The sequence below is a fragment of the Chlorogloeopsis fritschii PCC 6912 genome (assembly GCF_000317285.1).
GTDB lineage: Bacteria > Cyanobacteriota > Cyanobacteriia > Cyanobacteriales > Nostocaceae > Chlorogloeopsis > Chlorogloeopsis fritschii.
On record NZ_AJLN01000084.1, the window covers coordinates 15,355 to 35,401 of the forward strand.

Sequence of the window (20,047 nt, forward strand, 5' to 3'; positions counted from 1 at the left end):
AGGTAATTTTTTCTTGTTAATGTTTATTTGTTATTTTATAAATCTAAAGCTGATGTACCTACTAAGTTCGTCTTGCACTGTGTGATGATTTCTGCCTGCTGTGGAAATCACACTTTGACGGTAGGAATTTTGTGAATTTTGTGATTTTTGAAAGTTTTGCGATCGCACCTTAATCTAAAACAAACTCATTACAACTTTAGCTTAAAATTACAGCAAACGTCCACTTGTGGGTAGATGTATTGGCTTTTTAGTCATTAGTCATTGGTCATTAGTAGGGGAGGCAGCGCGTTGCCGGGGTTCCCCCGGTTGTAGCGACTGCCGTGCGGGTTTATTTAGATATTTTTTCATTCTAGAGAGATTGTTGTTAAAACCCGCCCATACAGTGGTTAGTAGGGGAGGCAGCGCGCCCTTGCGGAGCCAGTGCGCCCTTGGGGGTTCCCCCCGTTGTAGCACCTGGCGTCGGGTTAAGCGCGTCGAGTGCGACTGCCGTGCGGGTTTTACTGATTATCTTTCGCTTCAAACCGAGGATTTATCTTTTAAACCCGCCCGTACAGTGGTTAGTAGTTCTCCTTGTCCCCTTGTCCTCTTCATTCCCCTTTGACGCGAGAAGAGAGTAGTATTAATTGTCGAGGTTACATTCTAAGCCAATGACAATTACAATCACTCTAAATTCTGACTCCATTAACAGCTTGGATTTGTCCCCGGCGACAACGGTAATAGAGCAATTACTCCAAGAAGGGGCGATCGCAACCTATGAACAACAGTTACGCTTTGATATTAACTACGCCCTAGAACCCAACGATCCACGGGAACTCTCAGAAGTTCCAGAATTACGACTGTGGTTTATTCGCCTTGATACTCGGTATCCTTGGTTGCCATTTTTGCTGGATTGGAAAGCTGGAGAGCTTGCCCGTTACGCTGCTATGCTCGTACCACATCAATTTTCCTCTAAGGAAGGTATACAGTACAATCCCGAAGCTTTAGAAATATTTTTAATGCACAAAATTTTTATGTTGAGCGACTGGTTAAAGCAGCAGAATATTCCTGGTAAATCACGTCTTCAATCTATGGCTCAAATGCTTGGTTATGAGTTAGATGATGCTCTATTTGAAATATTTTAGTCAGAGTTTGAGATTCAAGTTACTATTCCTGAATGCGGCAGAGCAAATTTAGGGCAGCATGAAAAGCATATTCAACTGCTTTAGATTTACTGGGTAGTGCTGCCTGCCAAAGCCGATAATCGTTGTATGCAATAATTAAATTAGCAATATCATCAATTTTAATTTTTTTAAGTATATCGTGTTGACAACATTCAAAGTCCTTGGATGTACCTCCGTTTTCCAGAACTTCCCACCCAATTTGAATAAATTTATTTATAACAATTCTTGTATATTTTTTGCCTGCATCTTCTGCAAATAGAGATAAAGAGTTCAATGCCTTAAATTCTTCTAACAGTAAGTTCGCTATTTCTTTTCCTTGTGGAGTATCCCAATCACGAGGAAGACGAACATCCAAATACTCGCTTTCATACAGTTGATATTTAAGATATTCATAAATATCGGTAGTATTTTGTACTAAACTTTGACCGGCGAGTAATTCTTGTAAAGATTTTGTACTTGTATCAATAGATAAATCTCGAAATACTTTCTCCTCATTTTCTTTACAATCATATATAAGATAAGTCCAAATTCCTGAGGTAGCTGCATCACTACCTTTAGCTTCGTAATAAGTAATTGTCCCTTCTTCTTCACACTCAAAATATGCACTATCTGCAACTTCAAGCAATGGTTTCTTGTATTTATTGTGACTATAATTGGTGATTTTTCTCAAAATACCTGTAATATGATGAGCTTGATTTTCTACTTGGATGTAACATTTACCAATACCAATAAAGCTGTGTAAATGGATTGTCATTTTTTATCCTGTTTAATTTTTCACCACATTCTTAGTTGATTATTCTGCTTAATAGCAGGATGTAAAATGTCAGGCAGAAGATGACACGTAAAATCCACTCCAAAGCTATTACATCAGCAGTTATGGCAACTACTTTTTCTACAACCGAGTATCTTCTTACGGCACAGAAACTAATATTTTTTCTTGAATTAATCCCTGCTTGTAATTTATTTGTTTTTTGGACAACACTTTTCAGTTTCGATGTAACTGAAACAGTAAGGTGGGCACTGTCCACAACGTAAAAATCAGGGCTTGAGGAAAATTAGGTAGTGCCTACCCTAGAAAAATTGCTGAAATTGGTTTTGCGTGTTTTAAATTGCATTTTTTAACGGAAAAAAGACAAAATATACCTTTTACAACTAAGCCTAATTGCCTAGTTGCTATTGTTACTTCTTACTGGAAACAGAGTGACTCGGTTACTCGGATAATTAATCTGAACAAACTGTGGTAGATGCACGTGAACTTAAGCTTTTGAGCCTAAACATATCATTCCCGGCCATTTTTCCAGCATAACAGGTTGTTGAATAAAAATAAGTTGTCCAGAAAACTTTCAACAACTCTACTGGAAATTTCAAGCTTAATACTTAATACTTTAATTTTTGCTACAAATAATTCTCTTGTCCAGTTGATTTGTAGCACTCATTTAAATAGGGAACGGGCAGCAAAAAAAACGGATGGGGATTAGCCCCACCCAATCGAAAATGCTTCGGATACTCTATCTTGAAGCCGTAAAAGTGCGTCTGCACAGTTGGGAAAACTAGCTACCCACCCCAAATTTTCTGTAGAACTGTTTTAGGCGAAATATCAGCCATTTTTCCTGTGGGGGATTTAATAGCAAGGAAGCGATCGCTCTTGGGCAACAACTTTGCTGGTTCTGTGGGGCCAAATAGGGCAATAGTATAGGTTTGCACGGCTACAGCGAGGTGCATGGGTGGGCTATCAGTACACAGCATCAAATTGGCTCCAGCAATCATTGCTGTCAACTTCCCGATGTCATTTCCAGGGGTTACCTTGATGTTGGATGCATATTCCTTGAGATGACGAACAAAATCTTCTTCACCTTCTCCTTGAACAACCACCACAGGCATATCAGGCTGCTTGCTTTGGAAGTCTTGAATAATTGTCTGCCAATGCTCGGTTGGGTAAATTGTATCCAAACCTCTTCCAGCACCGCCATAAATCAAAATGTAGCCAGTTTCTTTGACTCCCAACCTGATTTGTTCCTTGTCTGCCCATTCAATGTCTGGTTTTGGTACATTAACGGCTAATTCTGGACAAGGGGACTTGATGCCTAGCCCTTCCAGAAGATCGTGATACATACAAGCAACATATTGCTCTTTTTTCAGGGGTACTAGGTTAGTTAGAAAAGCTGCTCCTTTTCCTTTGTAGCCAACACGTATGGGAATACCAGTTAACCACAGTATCAAACCTAATAACCAGCTTTGTCCCGAAACAATAGCAACTTCGTATTCGCGATCGCGAAGTATGCCGACTAAATTCGCCCAATCTGCCAAACTGTTACGATCTTTGTAATCGAATGTCAGTACTTCATGAACTGACTTGCTCACCCTGTAAGCAGCCTTTGAGCGGGGTTCAACAAAAACATCTATCTGAGCGTCAGGATAATAACGTTTCAGATCGTCTAATGTGGGAAAGAATAGAATTTGGTCGGCAATTCCACCAGGGACAAGGGCCGCTACTCGCATAATATTTATTTATTATTTACGCTTACTCGCTCCCTATTTTAGGGGAATATAGGGACTAAGGATTAGGGGACAGGAGACAGGGGACAGGGAATAGGAAAAACTGTAACCTATAACCTGTAACCTATCCCCTATACGAAAAGTTGAGGAATTCTGTGCATTTACTAATTCCAGCAGCTGGAAGTGGACGAAGAATGGGAAGTGACCGTAATAAACTTCTTTTAGAAGTGCGATCGCGCTCAATTATTAGTTGGACGCTTTTAGCAGCAGAAGCGGCAAACCAAATTAGTTGGATTGGAATTATTTATCAACCCACTGATTGGCAAGACCTTAAGACAATTATTGCTGATTTGCGGCTGAGTAAACCTGTGGAATTGATTAAGGGCGGTTCTACACGCCAAGAATCTGTGCACAATGGCTTGCAGGCGTTACCAGATACAGCCAGGAAAGTATTGATTCACGACGGAGCCAGATGCCTTGCCACACCTGATTTACTCAACAGATGTGCCCAAGCAATTCACAATTGCTCTGGTTTAATCGCGGCTGTGCCTGTAAAAGATACCATTAAAGTCGTAGATGAAAATGGCATCATTCAAAGTACACCCGATCGCCGCCAACTTTGGGCAGCACAAACTCCTCAAGGATTTGATGTTAAGCTACTCAAACAATGCCACATCGAGGGTGTAAATCAGGGTTGGGAAGTCACCGACGATGCTGCTTTGTTTGAAAAATGCGGCTACCAAGTCCAAATAGTCGAGGGAGAAGAGACAAATTTAAAAGTGACTACTCCCCAAGATTTGGCGATCGCTGAATTTATCCTCAGAAGTAGGTTTGGTGAAAGTTAAAAGAGGAGGGGGAGAGTGGGAGATGGGGAGGGACAAGGGGACAAGGAGACAAGGGGACAAGGAGAGGAAGAGAGGGGAGAGGTGGGGACAAGCAGGGGAGTAGAGGAGCTTCAGGGGCACCAGGAGAACAACCAGCTACTAACCACTAACTACTAACCACTAACTACTAACCATTAACCAATGACCAATGACCAATAGCTATTGATTTTTTTGTATATTTATGCTAAGAGAGTCCTTACATTTGTGATTTGTCATTTGTCCTGCTCTAGAGGCAGCCGTCTTACAGGCATTTAATGTCATTTGTACGAATGACCAATGACTAATGACTAATGACCAATGAACAACGACTAATGAGTGCAGCAACTAAGATAGAAGCGATTCTTTATTTGAAAGGTAAACCCCTGTCAATTGGCGAAATTGCAGAGTATGCCGCCTGCGATCGCACTACCGTTGAGGAGGGGATTATCGAATTAATTGATGAGTATGCCCGTCGAGATAGTGCTCTAGAAGTTGTTGAAACGCCTAATGGCTACAGTCTACAACTGCGGTCTGATTTTCATGAGTTGGTGCAAACTCTCATCCCTGTAGAATTGGGGTTGGGGGCATTGCGAACTTTGGCCGCGATCGCTCTCAACGGCCCAATGCTGCAAAGTGATTTAATAAATCTACGGGGTTCTGGAGCCTATCAACACGTTCAAGAACTTGTCGAGCTTGGTTTTGTTAAGAAACGTCGAAATAGTGATTCTCGTTCTTATTCGCTACAGGTGACACCCAAATTTCATCAGTATTTCCAAATCGAGCAACTCCCCCAACCATTTTCCAGCAGCCAACAAGAGCGACAACTAGAACTTAAATTAGAATCAGTTTCAGAATCAGAATGACAGTTGCTACTTTGGTTGTAGGTGACTCATAGCTGAGGAAATATGTCTCAACCTTATACTATGGTTTAGAGTAGAATTAGCAACTCCGCTAAACTAAATTGCCAATGGTGTTTGATCCTGATTTTTTGAATGACAACTTTGAGCAACACCCGCATCAGCATCTGAGTGACAACTTTGAGGAAAACCCCAACCAGTTACTCAAATATCTGCAGCATCAGTCTCCAGAAGTTTTAGCCAGCGTCGCTCAGTCCGTCAGCCCCGAAATTAAACAAATTATTTCGCAAAACGTCCAAGGGTTGGTTGGGATGCTGCCTGCTGAAAATTTCAACGTCCAAATTACAACGGATCGCGACAACCTTGCCGGGCTTCTTGCATCGGCAATGATGACAGGGTATTTTCTACGCCAGATGGAACAACGGATGCAGTTAGATCATTTGGCAAATAATCATTAACCAGTAGCCCATAGCCAAAAGTCATTAGTCAAAAGAGATTAGGCAGACTAGCCTTCAAATAGACGGCAACACTCTGACGCAAAGACGCGGGGAATTAGATTTTCATGTTTGGTGTTGAAACTTCTTTTATAGGGACTGCCCTTTGCCTACCAACGGATATGCCGCTAGCTAACGCAATGCCTGATGGCGAACGCGTCTACTGCCTTCTGCCCTCTGCCTTCTTGTACTAATGACTACTTTTGAGGATAAGCTCCTGACTGCACCTTAAATAATTGATTTTTTCCATCACGTACAATTTCGATGGGGAGTATATCTCCCACACTGCTGGATTCCACTAACTTTTGGACTTGGGCAGCAGTTTTGACTGGTTTGCCATTAACTTTATAAATTACATCTCCGGGGCGCAGCCCTGCCCGCTGTGCCGGCGATTTTTCTAGAACCCCTTTGATAGCAACACCAGTATTTTGCTTGATGTTAAGATTGTTTTCTTGATTGATTTGCTGTTTTTTGGCAGGAGAGAGATCTACCATTTCAATTCCTAAAAAGGGATGTTTGACATACCCTTTAGTAAACAGTTCTTGGGCAATACGGGCGGCAGTTTCAATGGGGATGGCAAAACCCAATCCTTGGGCATCGGCACGGATGGCGGTGTTGACGCCAATTACCTCTCCTTCAGCATTCAACAAAGGGCCACCAGAATTGCCAGGGTTAATAGCGGCATCGGTTTGGATAAAGCTAACTCGCTTCTCTGGTACGCCTACTTGAGCGCTAGTGCGATCGGTTGCGCTGATAATGCCGATAGTCACTGTATTGTCTAAACCCAAGGGATTGCCAATAGCGATCGCCCACTCTCCGGGTATTAAGTTTTGTGAATTTCCTAATTTAACTGTAGGCAAACTCTTGGCAGGAATTTTCACCACTGCCAAATCAGTCATAGCGTCAACTCCTACAACCTTGCCCTCAAAAGTTCGACCATCTTTGAGGGTAACTTGTACTGTATCTGTACTTGCTACTACATGAGCGTTGGTGAGAATCTCTCCATTTGCACTTAAAAGAAATCCAGAGCCTGTACCGCGCTCAATCTTTTCTTGGGGAATTGGTTCTTCATTTTCTCCAAAAAATCGACGTAATAGCGGATTTTTAAAAGCTTCAGAAATTGGATTTGCTACTTTGCGCGTCGCATTAATCCGTACTACTGCTGGCCCAGTTTTTTGTACTGCGCTAGCAATAAAATTGACCTTATCACTTCCAATCGGAGGAAGAATACTGCCTTTGATAGAATTGGACACCACGGTATTTGAGGGCAAAGCTGTTGTTACATTTCTTAACTCCTGAAATGCAGGCTTTTTTGTCAGGAGATAAGTACTAGCTAACAACACTGCACTACCGCCAAATACACCACCGCTCACGACTAAGGAAAAATACACTGCCAGTTGTTTCCGAGATAACTTCATAATCTTTACACTCAAGGACAGCAATGCAGTTGCTAATTTCTAAGTGTAATCAAGCCAAAGCCGAGTGGATAGATTATTTTGATATAAAATGCGATAGAGTTTAAGATTTTTGATTTGATCTGGGAACTTTGGGGTTGAGATCGCAAATCAGGAATAGAGAATCGAGAGAAATCGCCTGAGCCACAGACGTGTTGTCTGTTGTCACTAGTTCCCCAAATCCAAACATTACTCTCACTCTTTTGATATACATGAATGTTCGCGATCGCCTACTTGTTTTGTTGTGTAGCTTTATCAGTGCCTTAGGGCTAGTATCCACACACCATAACCCCGTACTAGCACAGGCATCCAGCAAAACTTGTCCAACTCCAGCCCTAGAACGATTTCAGCGCTATAAAGCGTCTCGTGGCGATACTTTAGAGAGTATTGCCCAGCGCTACAATTTGAGTCCAGAAACTATTATTGCCATGAACCCAGCGTTGAAAAACGGTAGGGTTGCCGTCGGTAGCGAAATTCTCATTCCCCCCCTTGATGGCATTGTTGTGGAAGTGCCGAAGGGAAATAACTGGCAACAACTAGCAGAAATATACAAAGTCCGTGCGGATGCACTGTTCGAGTTGAATGGTTGTAAAGCACCTTCTCGATTTGCATTTATTCCAACACCAAATAAGTCTCCTAGTCGTGCTACTGCATCATTGCCCACTTCCTCTAATCCTCCTCAGACAATTGGCTATCCTTTACCGCAAGTTGCCCAGGTAGGTTTTCCCTATGGTTGGCAAATTAATCCTAGAAATGGCCAAGTTTTCTTCCACAGTGGGATAGATTTGCTAGCTGCCAAGGGAACAGCAGTGAGTGCGATCGCGCCAGGTGCGGTAGTGTTTGCGGGCGAGCAAGGGACTTATGGCAACTTGGTAATTGTTAATCATGAGGGTGGGTTACAAAGCCGTTACGCCCAGCTTGACAGTATCAAAGTCAAAGTCGGTCAAAAAGTCAAACAGGGAGATTTGCTGGGTACTGTCGGTACAAGTGGACAACCAACAATCAATCAACCCCATCTGCATTTTGAAGTGCGTTCTAGCTCATCCTTGGGTTGGGTGGCGAAAGATCCCAAGGGATATTTGAGGCGATGAACTTGCTGTATTTCTAGCCTCTATTGATTTCAATAATTAACTAGCCCCCCATCTCACAGAGATGGGGGCAAATTTTTATCTTAATTAAGTTACGCACAAGTCACGGAAAAATGAGTACCAACGTCTTCCTTAGTGTTCTTAGTGTCCTTTGTGGTTCGTTTTCTGATATTAAATATATCTTTAAGGAGAATTAGCATGAGATGCTTTCAATCAATTGGGTGCAGAGTGGGTATCAATTAACTTTAACAAGGGGATGGAGAAATTGTTTCCACTACACCCTACTTTCGGCAAGTATTAAAAATTGATTTTTGCGACAAGAACAGTTCAAGCAAGAAGTTGTGAGTGAATTTCTAGTACTTTAATTTTGACTTTATAAGTTGCTTTTAACCAGTTACCTTCCAACGAGAAGAAAATATTTTTGCTCCTATTCTATCTAGAGAGCGATCGCTCTCTAAGTAAAAAGCATTGAAAATGTATATCTTGTCAATCAAGACAAATCAAAAATATCTCTTTAATGTCTTCAGTTCTTTTTTCGTTACTGAGTTACCCAAAGGCGCACCAAGTATGGCAATCTGGGAAACAGAACATTTTCAAATCAAATATTTTTGCTACAGCAATTTTACCTAAAAGGTTATGCAAACTCTGCCCACGCCCACAACATCAAATACCGTATCTAGTCAACCGACTTTTGATACAACAATCAAACGGCGCAAAACTCGCCCTGTAAAAGTTGGAAATGTCATCATTGGCGGAGGCTATCCCGTAGTGGTGCAGTCAATGATTAACGAAGACACCCTTGATATTGATGGATCTGTAGCTGCAATTCGTCGCCTACACGAGATTGGCTGCGAAATCGTCCGTGTGACTGTACCTAGCATGGCTCATGCCAAAGCTTTAGCAGAAATTAAACAAAAATTAATAAAAACTTATTATGATGTGCCGATTGTGGCTGACGTACATCACAATGGCATGAAAATAGCCTTAGAAGTTGCCAAACATATAGAGAAAGTACGGATTAATCCGGGATTGTATGTATTTGAAAAACCAAACTCCAGCAGAACTGAATACACTCAAGCTGAATTTGAAGAAATCGGTGAGAAAATTCGGGAAACTCTGGAACCTTTGGTGATTTCTTTACGAGATCAAGGTAAAGCCATGCGTATTGGAGTTAATCATGGTTCCCTTGCCGAAAGGATGTTGTTCACCTACGGCGACACTCCAGAAGGAATGGTGCAATCTGCCCTAGAGTTTATTCGTATTTGTGAATCTTTAGACTTCCGCAACATAGTAATTTCTATGAAAGCCTCGCGCGTGCCAGTGATGGTAGCTGCCTATCGCTTGATGGCACAGCGAATGGATGAATTTGGTATGGATTATCCCCTGCATTTGGGTGTTACAGAAGCTGGTGATGGCGAATACGGACGAATTAAATCTACTGCGGGCATTGCTACCTTGTTAGCTGATGGTATTGGCGATACAATTCGAGTATCCCTAACTGAATCTCCAGAAAAAGAAATTCCCGTCTGCTACAGTATTCTGCAAGCCTTGGGATTGCGGAAAACTATGGTTGAGTACGTTGCATGTCCTTCCTGCGGGCGTACTTTGTTTAACCTAGAAGAAGTACTGCACAAAGTCCGGGAAGCTACCAAACATTTAACCGGACTAGATATAGCAGTCATGGGTTGCATTGTGAATGGCCCCGGAGAAATGGCTGATGCTGACTATGGTTATGTAGGCAAAACCCCTGGTTATATTTCTCTCTATCGTGGTAGAGAAGAAATTAAAAAAGTACCTGAGGATAAAGGTGTAGAGGAGCTAATTAACCTAATCAAGGCAGACGGGCGCTGGATTGATCCTTAAAAAATAGGGACTGGGGACTAGGGGAGCCAGCGCGCCCTTGCGGCTACCCTCCGGGAAGCCGCTAGCTAACGCAACGCCTGACGGCGAACGCGTCTAGTGCCGACTTGTAGGCGCGAAGCGACTTCCGAAGGTAGCGACTGGCGTGCTAGGGGCTAGAAATTATCGGTTAGGTGTGAAGAGATAAGCTGACACGGAAGGAGCAACGTAATTCACGTCTCCCCTTGTCTCCCCCTCCTCTTCCCAGTCCCCAATCTCTAGTTTTTGTATAGGCGAATACCACGATCGCCGGATCATCAAGCAATTTTTTGGAAATTACAAAATCTGCTCCATCTCTACAGTGGTAGCCTGTGTTAGATTGAGCATACTTATACAAATTTTTGTCCCTCTGGCGCAGCTCTCATCATGGCGATTGCAAGAAAGACCATAAGTACTGGGCTTACTTTGGGTGCTACGGTTGTGACTTTATCCACAATCGCGGTTACTAGTCTTGGTATTCATTCGCGAGGACAGGCTTTATTTGAAGAAAGTCCCAAAGAATTAATAGATGAAGTTTGGCAAGTTATTAACCGCCAATACGTAGACGGCACCTTTAATCAGGTGGATTGGCAAGCTGTACGTCGTGAGTACTTGAACAAGTCTTACACCAACAAGCAGGAAGCTTATAAGTCCATCCGCGAAATGCTCAAGAAACTTGAAGATCCATACACCCGATTTATGGATCCACAAGAGTTCAAAAGTATGCAAGTGGATACTTCTGGCGAATTGACTGGTATTGGTATCCAAATTGGTTTGGACGAAAAAACCAAAAAACTGACTGTAATTGCCCCAATTGATGACACACCAGCTTCTAGAGCTGGCCTTTTGGCAAAAGATATTATCCTCAAGATTAACGGTAAAAGCACAGAAGGCATGGATACGAATGCAGCTGTAGCCCTAATCCGAGGTGAGCCAGGGACTCAAGTTAAACTCACAATTCTGCGCAACAATCAGCAAAAAGAATTCACAATTACACGGGCACGGATTGAAATTCATCCTGTGGAATATTCTTTAAAAGAATCTCCAGCAGGTAAGATTGGCTACATTCGCCTCAAGCAATTCAGCGCTAATGCGTCAAAAGAAATGCGAGACGCAATTAAAAATTTAGAAAACAAACAGGTAACTGGATATATTCTAGATTTACGAAGTAATCCTGGTGGCTTGTTGTTCTCCAGTGTGGAAATTGCCAGAATGTGGATGGATAAAGGCGGGATTGTTTCCACGATTGACCGCAGGGGTGAGGTAGAAAAGGAAGTTGCGAATGGACGCGCTTTGACAAATAAACCCCTAGTGGTATTGGTAGATAAGGGTAGTGCCAGTGCTAGTGAAATTCTCTCTGGTGCTTTACAAGACAATAAGCGTGCTGTTGTAGTAGGCAGTCAAACCTTCGGCAAGGGTTTAGTACAATCAGTACGTCCTCTGGGCGATGGTTCTGGTTTAGCAGTGACAATTGCTAAGTATCATACTCCTAGTGGTAAAGATATTAACAAGCACGGTATTAACCCGGATATCATTGTAGATTTGAATGATAAACAAAGACAGGATTTGTGGCTGAACGAGCGTGATAAAATCGGTACCTTAGCAGATCCCCAATTTGCTAAAGCGGTGGAAGTGTTAGGCAAGGAAATTGCTGCTCAAGATTCAAGAGCAGACAAGAATTAAAAATGGAGAATTTCTGATTATTTAGTCTATACGGGTTGGCATTTGCCCGCTCTGATTAGTCCAACACGACGGGCGATCGCTTCCCCTTGAGAATCAAAAGGCCCCCACTTCTCTACAATTTCTGAATTTTCATCCCCAGTAGCTTCGGTGCTGGGGATAATTTCACAGTTGCCAGCAGGACACTTGACAATTAGCCAGGTTTGTGGATATTCCATAATTGTGAGTAAAAAATCAATATATGGCAATCCTAAAACACAGATCCCCAACTTTTCTAAAAAGTCGGGGATCTTGGGGTATTGCAAGGCGCATTTTACTAGCTATTACGGTTGCTGCAAGAGTATCGGTAGTGTACCTTTTTCACCACCGAGGACAATTACTTTGGAGTTGGAAGATTGTGCCAGTTTCTCAGTGGCTTCTATTGTTCGCAATTGCAGCACAGAATTAGTTAATCCACTAGAAATAATTTTTTGAGAGTCAGCAATTCCTCTAGCTTCTATGCGCTTGCGTTCTGCTTCTTGACGCTCTTTTTCTAAAACAAATTTCATTCGCTGGCTTTCTTGCTCTGCTTTGAGTCTCTCTTGAATCGCAGCTTGGAGAGTATCCGGCATTCTGATATCTCTTAACAGTGCTTCCTCCACCACAAAACCCAAGGGAAGTAACTGTTGAGTGAGTTGCTCGTCAAGTTGTTGAGCTACTTCTTGGCGCTTGGTAGAATAAACAGCGACTGCTGGGTAATTGGCTGTAATTGCGCGCACCGTTGAGCGAAATCGAGAAATTACAAGTTCTTTCTCATCCACACCAATATTTTTATATACTGTTGCTGCTTTTTGCGGATCGAGCTTGTACTGAAGGCTAACATCCATATTTAAACTCAATCCTTCTTGTGATGTGGCGTTTACGTTTTCCTTGATATCCTTCAGCCGTGTGGAAAAATTGAGGACATTGGCAAAGGGAGTAACGAAATGTACACCTGGGCTAAGTGTATTATCACTAACTCGACCAAATAAGTTAATGACTCCGACATTACCAGGTGGTACGATTACCAAGACTTTGGAAATAGAAGCGAGGATGGCGATCGCACCAATTAATATACTAATCCCGCGAACCGCCCAACGAGATTTTTCACTAGGAATCTTTCCTGAGTTGAGAAAGACGAGAATTGCAATCAAGCTTGTCAGGAGAGAAAATATAAAATTCATAATTATTTCCTGTATAGTTAAGACGCAATAAGTACTTAACCACTACAGTATAATTTGCTCTCTCACCCACTGCCTAAATGTCCTCAGTGTAGGACTTCTGCCTATAGTTCGGCTCTGTTCAAGAAACTGGGGAATTACTTGCAAAATAGGCAAATTGGGAAAAGTAGGGCTAATTTCTGACTCTATATATTTTCCATCCTGAAGAATATTTATTTTGAGCTTGTTATCTTCATAGAGCCAAACTTCAGGAACTCCCAGCGCTTCATAAGCATCTAGTTGAGTTTTAGAGGTAACATCAACTTCTATCACTAAGTCAGGGGGTGGATCAAATCTCAAATCTATTCGCTCTTTACCAATCATCCGAACATGATTTTGAATGTAAAAAGAGTCATCAGGCTCTACACCACAAGCCATATCTTCACGTTTAAAGGTGGTTGAGCCAAAAGGCTCGCAGTCAATTTCTAACTCTTCCAGCAGAATTTTTACCAAATCCCCAATAATAACTTTGGCTACCTCATGCTTCGATAATGGCATTCTAATTTCCAATGTTCCCTGACTGTAAGCCAGCCGAGTAGCCCGATGCTCGCCAAGCTCTTCTAAAATAGCCTCAAATTCTTGCCAGCTAATATCATGGAGAATAACTCTATGTCCCGGCGGAACACTTAATTGCCGCAATTGAAGTGTTACCATCAATAACCACCGAAATCTTAGGTTGAGCTTGCGAAAGCCAGTATGGAACTATCATAGCAGTCAAAAGGTATTAGCTAATCTATACTAAAAACAGCTATTAGTGCTTATACAACTCTATGACGCCAATACCAGTCATTCATAAGCAGTATGTTGAATGGCGAAAGAACGGTTACTGGATTAAAGAAAGCCGTGTTTCTCTGGATTCGGTTGTTTACGCTTTCTTAAATGGCACATCGCCGGAAGCGATTGTTCAAAGTTTTCCGGTATTAACCCTTGAGCAGGTTTATGGGGCGATCGCATTTTATTTAGCAAACAGAGAAGCGATAGATGCCTATTTGAGAGAAGGTGAAGCTGAGTTCGAGAAATTGCGTCAAGCTGCACGCGATCGCAAAAACTAACAGCTCGTATAAAATCAAGGACACCCACAATATTCAGATCCCCGACTTTTCAAAAAAGTCGGGGATCTAAAACTTGGAAAATGGTGAATTCTGGATTTATCCAAAATTATTTGCTGTTGCCGTTACCACCATTACCACTATTAGCGGCAAGGATGCGTTCGGCAAGTTTATCTGGCACTTCTTGGAGATGATCAAATTCCCAGTGGAAAGAACCGACGCCGAGTGTTTGCGATCGCAATTCCACGATAAAGTTTTGCATCTCTGCTTGGGGCAAGTAACCTGTGATATTGTCCCAGCCTTGCCAATCATGGATTGCTTCGTAACCCAAGATTTGTCCCCGTCTGCCAGTTAAAAGTTGCATTACCTTAGAGGTAAATTCACTAGGTGTTGTCACTTGCACGCGGATAATTGGCTCTAGAAGAGTGGGTTGACACTGGGGCAATCCTGTTTGCATTGCCAAGCGGGCAGCTTGTTTAAATGCCTGTTCGGAACTATCAACGCTGTGGTAAGAACCATTAGTCAGTGTAACCGCCACATCTACTACAGGGAAACCCAAAGGCCCATGTGCTAAAAATTCCCGCACGCCTGTTTCTACACCGGGAATATACTGTCTGGGAACGACGCCGCCAACAATGGTTTCACTGAAATTAAAACCTTCACCACGTCCTAAGGGTTTGATGTCGAGATAAACATCACCAAACTGTCCGTGCCCGCCGCTTTGGTGCTTGTAGCGCCCGTGAACCGATGAAGTTGCTTTGCGGATGGTTTCTTTGTAAGGTACTTGTGGTAAGTGAGTCGTCATCGGCAAATTATACTTGCGACGCAGGCGATCTAGTGCCACTTGTAGGTGAATCTCGCCTTGTCCCCAGAGAATAACTTCGTGAGTGTCGCCGTGTTGTTCCCAAGCCAAAGATGGATCTTCTTCTAACAGCTTAGTGATAGCACCACTCAACTTCACCTCATCGTTGCGTTTTTCGGGAATAATGGCAAGGGCATAAACTGGTTCTAGTTGTTCGACTTTGGGTAATTGCACTGCTTGCGAGTTTGTCGAAAGTGTATCTCCAGTCTTGATGCCTTCCATTCGGCTTAAAGCAACAATTTCTCCAGCCCCAACTTGATTAACTTGCTGCAATTGTTGCCCCATGAGGCGATAAATACCACCAGCACGAATGCCATTGAGGACTATACCATCGGTTAATTTACCCTGCCAAACACGTACTAAGGAGAGTTTGCCGCCTTGGGGTGTGTAGTAAGTTTTTAACACCTGGGCTAAAGTGGCATTGTCTTTGATTTTACTTAAACGACGCTCTGCTGTAGTTTCGGGTTCGGGAGCTTCTCGTAATAAGGCTTCTAGTAGGGGCCTAACACCATAATCTTGTTCGGCAACACCAAAGAATACTGGCACTACCAAATCTGCCCCTAATTCCATTTTTAAATCTTTGAGGATTTCCTCTTGGGGTGGTTCGATGTCTTCTAAAAGTTCTTCTAGTAAGTGATCGTCAAAGTTTGCTAAAGCTTCGAGCATTTCTGCTCTAGCAGCGTGTTCTTCTGCTTTAAGTTCTTCGGGAAACGGTACGGGATCGGCAGCCGCGCCTAAATGATAATGATATGCCTGCTCGGTGACTAAATCGATAAAGCCAATTAGCTGCTCCCCTCCCATAATTGGGTATTGGTGCGCTACTAAAGGACGGCTAGAAACAGCTTTGAGGGCGTGTAGTGTTTCTAAGACATGGATGTTTGCCCGATCCATTTTGTTGACAAAGACGAGGTGGGGAATTTCCCAATCGTCGAGGAATTTAAATAGAGGGGCAAGGGTGAGGACGCGATCGTTGATGGGTTCGCAAACAACAATTGCCGCATCGACTCCTATGAGGGCGTTGTAAGTTTCTTGAGCAAATTCTACACTTCCGGGACAGTCAATAAAGGTGAAGCGAGTGCCGTTATACTCGGCACTAGCAGCGCTAACTTCCACACTCATTTGGCGATCGCGTGCTTCTTGAGCACTATCTCCTACGGTGTTAGCATCTTTGACACTGCCCTTGCGGGAAATAGCTCCTGTTACAAATAACAAACTTTCTAGTAAAGTCGTTTTCCCACTTAAATATGGGCCGACAATTGCAACATTTCGCGAACCCGAATTTACTTTTTCGTTCATAAAACCTCCCTTGCGGTTAGCCACATCTAGCCGCGTTATCCTTAATTGATGCAGGGATCAAAACGGTTATTTAACGAATTATCCCGTCTTTAATTTGACATTAACTCGCCTTTAACCAAGCCGCAAAAAATCGTATATTGTTGTAAGATTAAACTCGATAAAATTAAACTTTTACAAACTTTTATAGAATAAATTTAAGTTTAATGAATAGATTTTAACTACAATCAAATATTTGTAAAGAGATTGTAATCTAAACTGTTGCAAAACAATAAATCTATGCAAGCATCACTATCAAGAAACAAGGCAGAAGGCACAGAGAAGAAGGAAAGAGGATTTGACTCATTCGTAGCGAGTGGTGATTGGCAACACCGGGGTTGCTCTTAAGGAAAAGGTAGAAGGAAAATAAACAAGTGTTGTTTGCATTCATTACAGTTCAGTTTGACTATTCAAATAAGATGCTCGATTAAAAATATCGTATTTTTGAACTGTTAAGTTTGATATTAGTAAGTAGCCCTTGCTGAACTGCGTACACCAGAACGGATGAAAAAAACTTTCTTTACCTACCTACGGAAGCCGCTACGCGTCTACTGCCTTCTGCCTCTCCGAAGTTTGGATCGGAGGAAGCCTCCGCTCCAACTTCTCTCTGCCCTCTGCCTTCTGCCTTATTTTCAAATCAGCAGTATTTTCTATTCATCTTCATCTTTCGCTTCTTCCCCTGCTCCACATCCCCCTTTGTTGGCGCAAAATACTTCTAAAAACGCTGTAGACTATTTAAATCAAGGCTTGCAGTCTGTGCAAAGCGGGAAAGTACAAGATGCGATCGCAGCTTTTGGGAAAGCAGCCCAGCTAGATCCCACTTTAGCCCCAGCCCACTACAATTTGGGATTAGCACTGCGACAAGCAGGGCAATTACAACCAGCGGCAGATGCATTTTATCGAGCTACTCAAGCCGATCCTAAGTTTGCTCTTGCCTACGCAAATTTAGGAGGAGCGCTGTTAGAAGGAAGAAATCTCCAACAAGCAAATGATTACTTGCAAAGAGCTTTAGAAATCGATCCTCAACTTGGAGTTGCTCATTACAACTTAGGCTTGGTAAAACAGGAGCAACGAGATTGGGAAAAAGCGATCGCATCCTTTAAAAAAGCAATTGAATATAGCAAAAATGCACCTGAGCCAGCTTACCATCTGGGAATGTGTTACCTTCAGCAAGGCAAAATTGATAAAGCCAAGGATGCCTTCTCCAAGGCAGTGAAAATTAATCCCAAATATCCAGAAGCTCACTACAGTCTTGGCTCAGTTTTGTATAACCAAGGTAAATTACAAGAAGCCTTAGAAGCCTTCAGAAAATCAGCCCAAGCAAATTCTAGCTATCCCAACGCCTATTATGGTGCAGGGTTAGTGTTTATACAATTAAAGCAATATGCAGATGCAACAAAAGTTTTACAGTCTGCCAGAGATTTATATAAAGCTCAGAATCATCTTGAATGGGTAAGCAAAACCGAGCAATTATTACAACAGATACAAAAAATGAATTACCAACCTCGCTGAGGCACGATAATTCAGAATCCATCAAAATAGAAGGTGTTGGGTGAACTGGCTGGTGTGTTCAAAAGTTGTCCCAGTACCAATGAAAAATTCATGAGAAAGCGTTCTAAAAGCCAATACTTGTTATGCGATCGCTGGCTGAACCGACATTGGCTTGTCCGCAATATGGAGGCTTTCCAAGATTTAATTGTGATTGTCCTCTGTTTGAGTTTGTTCGCTGTGATGTTGATGCAATTGTGGGGAATATTTATCGCCCTCACGCAAGCACTTGACTATAAACTTGTGACTGCCAAAATCCTGTTCATCTTAATTTTGGTTGAGCTTTTTCGATTGTTAATGGTTTATTTGCAAGAACACAGCATAGCTGTCGGCGTAGCAGTCGAGATTACGATTGTGTCTGTGCTCCGAGAGGTAGTTGTTCACGGAGCATTAGAAATTTCTTGGATTAAAGCCGCATCAATTTGCGGCTTATTATTTATTTTGGGTGCGTTATTGATTGTATGTGCTAAAACACCGCACATGGATTGCATGAGCGCAAACACTAAATTCTGTCCGATTGTGTATCTTGAGGAAAACCAAAAGCCAAAAGAGTTTGAATTGGGGCATTCTCACCAATCTGAGGAGTTTGGTTGAATGCCTTAAGATAGGCAAAATATTACCTTTACACTACAAAGTATCGCATCAATACCAAGCGTAGTTTTTTGAAGGCTTGAACTTTAGTTGTATTCTTGCATACGCTTTTGGACAGATGAATGCCTCTTTTAGGACGGGTAGAAGAGTAATAGAAAGCTTAAAGGAGGGTAAAATCTATGACTCAAACTGCAGATAAACAGTCTCAAAATCCCATTAGCAACTTAGAGTACGACTTTCTCACCGTGTTGCACAATAAAGGCGAAGCAATTAAAGCTTACGAACGTTATATCCAAGATGCACAGGAAGTTGGTTCTCAGCCTTGTGTAGAGTTGTTCCAAAAATTGCGCCAGTCTGATATTGAGCAAGCACAAGAGATTCGCCACCATCTTCAAGAAGTAATGCAGAAAGGTAAGATGTAACGCTGCGAATAATCACTGGTTAGTCTAAGCCTGGGGTTTAAATCCCAGGCTTATTGTGTTAGAAATTACTAACAACAATCTGAAGTGGGAGTGATTGCCTAAAATTGAATATTCTTCTCTATTTCTATGCTACAGCGATTTATTTGGAAGTTTATAAACAGAAATTAACTATTAGTTAGGTAAATTACTTGTGTAAAATAAAACCCAAAAAATACATTTTAGATTTAGTTATGTTTTGTATTTTTGGTGTTATTAAGAACTGTTAAGCAAAATAATAATATTTGCTAAATTGATTTGATTTATAGCTGAGAGTTATCAGATATTAAATACTGTGATTATCTCGTGCCGATTTTGGGAGGCCTAGCTTCTAAAACAATTTATACGGGAGTCCACTTCTGTGTAATAAGACTTGGTATAGACATTACAGCAAGCTAAAAAAGTAAGCTTGTCTATCTCTCTACTAGTGTTAATTGTCGCAATTTAGACAATACACACTAGAAAAAATTTCCGGCATTGAATGTTACTCAAGCATTACATAATAAATTTAGTTATTGCTTATGGAAGCCTTATTTTGTTTGTCACCACGCTATCGTCTTGATGATGAACTACCTTGGCTAGAAGGAATAGATCCCAGCCGTCATTACTGGATTACGGTAAATGGAGACAAAAATCTAACAGTATCGCTTCCTGGGTTAACAGTTTCCTCGAAAAACGAATTGAAGCAAGCAATCCAGCAATTTCGCTCACTACAGCCAGGAGAACAAATGTCCTTGGCTAGAATTGCTAAAACTTGCACTATTCACTGTATCAGTTCTAATTGCTACGCGATAGAAGCCGAAATTGATAATGCTCCTGTCTGGCATTTGTTCGATCAAGAAACTCTAGATAGTCTTTTAATGACCGCACATCCTGATTGGCAATGTGCTCCTAAAGACATTGAGTTAGGACGGAGATTACTAATGCAATCCTTCCAACAAGTGGCAGCTAGTAAGAGTTAAGAATTGTTGGTGGTTAGTGGTAGTGGTTAGTGGTTAA

At 42.0% G+C, this 20,047-nt stretch carries 20 protein-coding genes; 12 read left to right on the top strand and 8 right to left on the bottom strand.

What is annotated here, in order from left to right:
* Positions 1-647: 647 nt before the first annotated feature.
* Positions 648-1,121 (top strand): CRR6 family NdhI maturation factor, encoded by a 474-nt coding sequence (locus UYC_RS0115590; protein WP_016872678.1) that lies wholly within the window; start codon positions 648-650, stop codon positions 1,119-1,121.
* A 22-nt stretch (positions 1,122-1,143) separates the two neighbouring features.
* On the opposite strand, the gene UYC_RS0115595 is transcribed toward UYC_RS0115590, so the two are convergent.
* Together UYC_RS0115595 and UYC_RS0115600 are read right to left on the bottom strand one after the other, a co-directional pair.
* A complete protein-coding gene (locus UYC_RS0115595; protein WP_016872677.1) occupies positions 1,144-1,914 on the bottom strand; it encodes a hypothetical protein in 771 nt (256 codons plus the stop codon).
* A gap of 800 nt (positions 1,915-2,714) precedes the next feature.
* On the bottom strand, positions 2,715-3,659 hold the full coding sequence (locus UYC_RS0115600; RefSeq protein ID WP_016872676.1) for a glycosyltransferase family 9 protein: 945 nt from the start codon (positions 3,657-3,659) through the stop codon (positions 2,715-2,717).
* 152 nt (positions 3,660-3,811) lie between these two features.
* Here UYC_RS0115600 and ispD point away from each other — a divergent pair, with 152 nt between their 5' ends.
* The 3 genes from ispD to UYC_RS0115620 all read left to right on the top strand — a co-directional run bounded on the left by ispD (position 3,812) and on the right by UYC_RS0115620 (position 5,834).
* The gene (gene ispD / locus UYC_RS0115605; RefSeq protein ID WP_016872675.1) at positions 3,812-4,501 is read left to right on the top strand and encodes a 2-C-methyl-D-erythritol 4-phosphate cytidylyltransferase; all 690 of its coding nucleotides are present in this window, start codon (positions 3,812-3,814) and stop codon (positions 4,499-4,501) included.
* 350 nt (positions 4,502-4,851) lie between these two features.
* The gene (gene scpB, locus UYC_RS0115615; protein ID WP_016872673.1) at positions 4,852-5,382 is read left to right on the top strand and encodes an SMC-Scp complex subunit ScpB; all 531 of its coding nucleotides are present in this window, start codon (positions 4,852-4,854) and stop codon (positions 5,380-5,382) included.
* A gap of 104 nt (positions 5,383-5,486) precedes the next feature.
* Positions 5,487-5,834 (top strand): DUF760 domain-containing protein, encoded by a 348-nt coding sequence (locus tag UYC_RS0115620; protein ID WP_016872672.1) that lies wholly within the window; start codon positions 5,487-5,489, stop codon positions 5,832-5,834.
* A 233-nt stretch (positions 5,835-6,067) separates the two neighbouring features.
* Here UYC_RS0115620 and UYC_RS0115625 read toward each other — a convergent pair whose 3' ends face one another.
* On the bottom strand, positions 6,068-7,288 hold the full coding sequence (locus UYC_RS0115625; protein WP_016872671.1) for an HhoA/HhoB/HtrA family serine endopeptidase: 1,221 nt from the start codon (positions 7,286-7,288) through the stop codon (positions 6,068-6,070).
* Positions 7,289-7,536: 248 nt separating this feature from the next.
* Between UYC_RS0115625 and UYC_RS0115630 the strand changes: the two genes are divergently transcribed.
* Positions 7,537-8,415, top strand: a complete 879-nt coding sequence (locus UYC_RS0115630; RefSeq protein WP_016872670.1) for a LysM peptidoglycan-binding domain-containing M23 family metallopeptidase — start codon at positions 7,537-7,539, stop codon at positions 8,413-8,415.
* Positions 8,416-9,048: 633 nt separating this feature from the next.
* Positions 9,049-10,275: a (E)-4-hydroxy-3-methylbut-2-enyl-diphosphate synthase gene (gene ispG / locus UYC_RS0115635; protein WP_016872669.1), complete on the top strand. Its 1,227-nt coding sequence runs from the start codon at positions 9,049-9,051 to the stop codon at positions 10,273-10,275.
* Between the two features lie 166 nt (positions 10,276-10,441).
* Here ispG and UYC_RS37860 read toward each other — a convergent pair whose 3' ends face one another.
* Entirely contained in the window at positions 10,442-10,648 is a 207-nt protein-coding gene (locus tag UYC_RS37860; RefSeq protein WP_127011286.1) for a hypothetical protein, read from the bottom strand.
* A gap of 29 nt (positions 10,649-10,677) precedes the next feature.
* Here UYC_RS37860 and ctpC point away from each other — a divergent pair, with 29 nt between their 5' ends.
* The gene (ctpC, locus tag UYC_RS0115640; RefSeq protein ID WP_016872668.1) at positions 10,678-11,973 is read left to right on the top strand and encodes a carboxyl-terminal processing protease CtpC; all 1,296 of its coding nucleotides are present in this window, start codon (positions 10,678-10,680) and stop codon (positions 11,971-11,973) included.
* A gap of 26 nt (positions 11,974-11,999) precedes the next feature.
* Here ctpC and UYC_RS35580 read toward each other — a convergent pair whose 3' ends face one another.
* The 3 genes from UYC_RS35580 to UYC_RS0115655 form a co-directional block, all read right to left on the bottom strand.
* Positions 12,000-12,188 (bottom strand): DDE transposase family protein, encoded by a 189-nt coding sequence (locus UYC_RS35580; RefSeq protein ID WP_026087312.1) that lies wholly within the window; start codon positions 12,186-12,188, stop codon positions 12,000-12,002.
* A 105-nt stretch (positions 12,189-12,293) separates the two neighbouring features.
* Positions 12,294-13,172 (bottom strand): prohibitin family protein, encoded by an 879-nt coding sequence (locus tag UYC_RS0115650; protein WP_016872666.1) that lies wholly within the window; start codon positions 13,170-13,172, stop codon positions 12,294-12,296.
* Between the two features lie 42 nt (positions 13,173-13,214).
* Complete coding sequence (locus UYC_RS0115655; RefSeq protein WP_016872665.1) at positions 13,215-13,862, bottom strand: Uma2 family endonuclease; 648 nt, start codon at positions 13,860-13,862, stop codon at positions 13,215-13,217.
* A 116-nt stretch (positions 13,863-13,978) separates the two neighbouring features.
* Here UYC_RS0115655 and UYC_RS0115660 point away from each other — a divergent pair, with 116 nt between their 5' ends.
* Positions 13,979-14,260 (top strand): DUF433 domain-containing protein, encoded by a 282-nt coding sequence (locus tag UYC_RS0115660; protein ID WP_016872664.1) that lies wholly within the window; start codon positions 13,979-13,981, stop codon positions 14,258-14,260.
* Between the two features lie 106 nt (positions 14,261-14,366).
* Here UYC_RS0115660 and UYC_RS0115665 read toward each other — a convergent pair whose 3' ends face one another.
* Positions 14,367-16,415 (bottom strand): elongation factor G, encoded by a 2,049-nt coding sequence (locus UYC_RS0115665; RefSeq protein ID WP_016872663.1) that lies wholly within the window; start codon positions 16,413-16,415, stop codon positions 14,367-14,369.
* A 540-nt stretch (positions 16,416-16,955) separates the two neighbouring features.
* On the opposite strand from UYC_RS0115665, the gene UYC_RS0115670 reads away from it, so the two are divergent.
* The 4 genes from UYC_RS0115670 (at position 16,956) to UYC_RS0115685 (ending at position 20,010) form a co-directional block, all read left to right on the top strand.
* Positions 16,956-17,963, top strand: coding sequence for a tetratricopeptide repeat protein (locus UYC_RS0115670; RefSeq protein WP_016872662.1), 1,008 nt, complete (start codon positions 16,956-16,958; stop codon positions 17,961-17,963).
* 90 nt (positions 17,964-18,053) lie between these two features.
* Complete coding sequence (locus tag UYC_RS0115675; RefSeq protein WP_039750743.1) at positions 18,054-18,593, top strand: phosphate-starvation-inducible PsiE family protein; 540 nt, start codon at positions 18,054-18,056, stop codon at positions 18,591-18,593.
* Between the two features lie 176 nt (positions 18,594-18,769).
* Positions 18,770-19,012: a hypothetical protein gene (locus UYC_RS0115680; protein ID WP_016872660.1), complete on the top strand. Its 243-nt coding sequence runs from the start codon at positions 18,770-18,772 to the stop codon at positions 19,010-19,012.
* Positions 19,013-19,569: 557 nt separating this feature from the next.
* A complete protein-coding gene (locus UYC_RS0115685) occupies positions 19,570-20,010 on the top strand; it encodes a hypothetical protein (protein WP_016872659.1) in 441 nt (146 codons plus the stop codon).
* Positions 20,011-20,047: the final 37 nt, after the last annotated feature.

What these genes read in the sequence shown, in the direction of transcription:
- UYC_RS0115665 (WP_016872663.1), bottom strand. Translation starts at nt 16,415, where the DNA reads ATGAACGAAAAAGTAAATTCGGGTTCGCGAAATGTTGCAATTGTCGGC.
- UYC_RS0115655 (WP_016872665.1), bottom strand. Translation starts at nt 13,862, where the DNA reads ATGGTAACACTTCAATTGCGGCAATTAAGTGTTCCGCCGGGACATAGA.
- UYC_RS0115670 (WP_016872662.1), top strand. Translation starts at nt 16,956, where the DNA reads ATGAAAAAAACTTTCTTTACCTACCTACGGAAGCCGCTACGCGTCTAC.
- UYC_RS0115620 (WP_016872672.1), top strand. Translation starts at nt 5,487, where the DNA reads ATGGTGTTTGATCCTGATTTTTTGAATGACAACTTTGAGCAACACCCG.
- UYC_RS0115685 (WP_016872659.1), top strand. Translation starts at nt 19,570, where the DNA reads ATGGAAGCCTTATTTTGTTTGTCACCACGCTATCGTCTTGATGATGAA.
- scpB (WP_016872673.1), top strand. Translation starts at nt 4,852, where the DNA reads ATGAGTGCAGCAACTAAGATAGAAGCGATTCTTTATTTGAAAGGTAAA.
- UYC_RS0115675 (WP_039750743.1), top strand. Translation starts at nt 18,054, where the DNA reads ATGAGAAAGCGTTCTAAAAGCCAATACTTGTTATGCGATCGCTGGCTG.
- UYC_RS0115600 (WP_016872676.1), bottom strand. Translation starts at nt 3,659, where the DNA reads ATGCGAGTAGCGGCCCTTGTCCCTGGTGGAATTGCCGACCAAATTCTA.
- UYC_RS0115595 (WP_016872677.1), bottom strand. Translation starts at nt 1,914, where the DNA reads ATGACAATCCATTTACACAGCTTTATTGGTATTGGTAAATGTTACATC.
- UYC_RS0115590 (WP_016872678.1), top strand. Translation starts at nt 648, where the DNA reads ATGACAATTACAATCACTCTAAATTCTGACTCCATTAACAGCTTGGAT.
- ctpC (WP_016872668.1), top strand. Translation starts at nt 10,678, where the DNA reads ATGGCGATTGCAAGAAAGACCATAAGTACTGGGCTTACTTTGGGTGCT.
- UYC_RS0115630 (WP_016872670.1), top strand. Translation starts at nt 7,537, where the DNA reads ATGAATGTTCGCGATCGCCTACTTGTTTTGTTGTGTAGCTTTATCAGT.
- UYC_RS0115625 (WP_016872671.1), bottom strand. Translation starts at nt 7,288, where the DNA reads ATGAAGTTATCTCGGAAACAACTGGCAGTGTATTTTTCCTTAGTCGTG.
- UYC_RS0115660 (WP_016872664.1), top strand. Translation starts at nt 13,979, where the DNA reads ATGACGCCAATACCAGTCATTCATAAGCAGTATGTTGAATGGCGAAAG.
- UYC_RS35580 (WP_026087312.1), bottom strand. Translation starts at nt 12,188, where the DNA reads ATGGAATATCCACAAACCTGGCTAATTGTCAAGTGTCCTGCTGGCAAC.
- UYC_RS0115650 (WP_016872666.1), bottom strand. Translation starts at nt 13,172, where the DNA reads ATGAATTTTATATTTTCTCTCCTGACAAGCTTGATTGCAATTCTCGTC.
- UYC_RS0115680 (WP_016872660.1), top strand. Translation starts at nt 18,770, where the DNA reads ATGACTCAAACTGCAGATAAACAGTCTCAAAATCCCATTAGCAACTTA.
- ispG (WP_016872669.1), top strand. Translation starts at nt 9,049, where the DNA reads ATGCAAACTCTGCCCACGCCCACAACATCAAATACCGTATCTAGTCAA.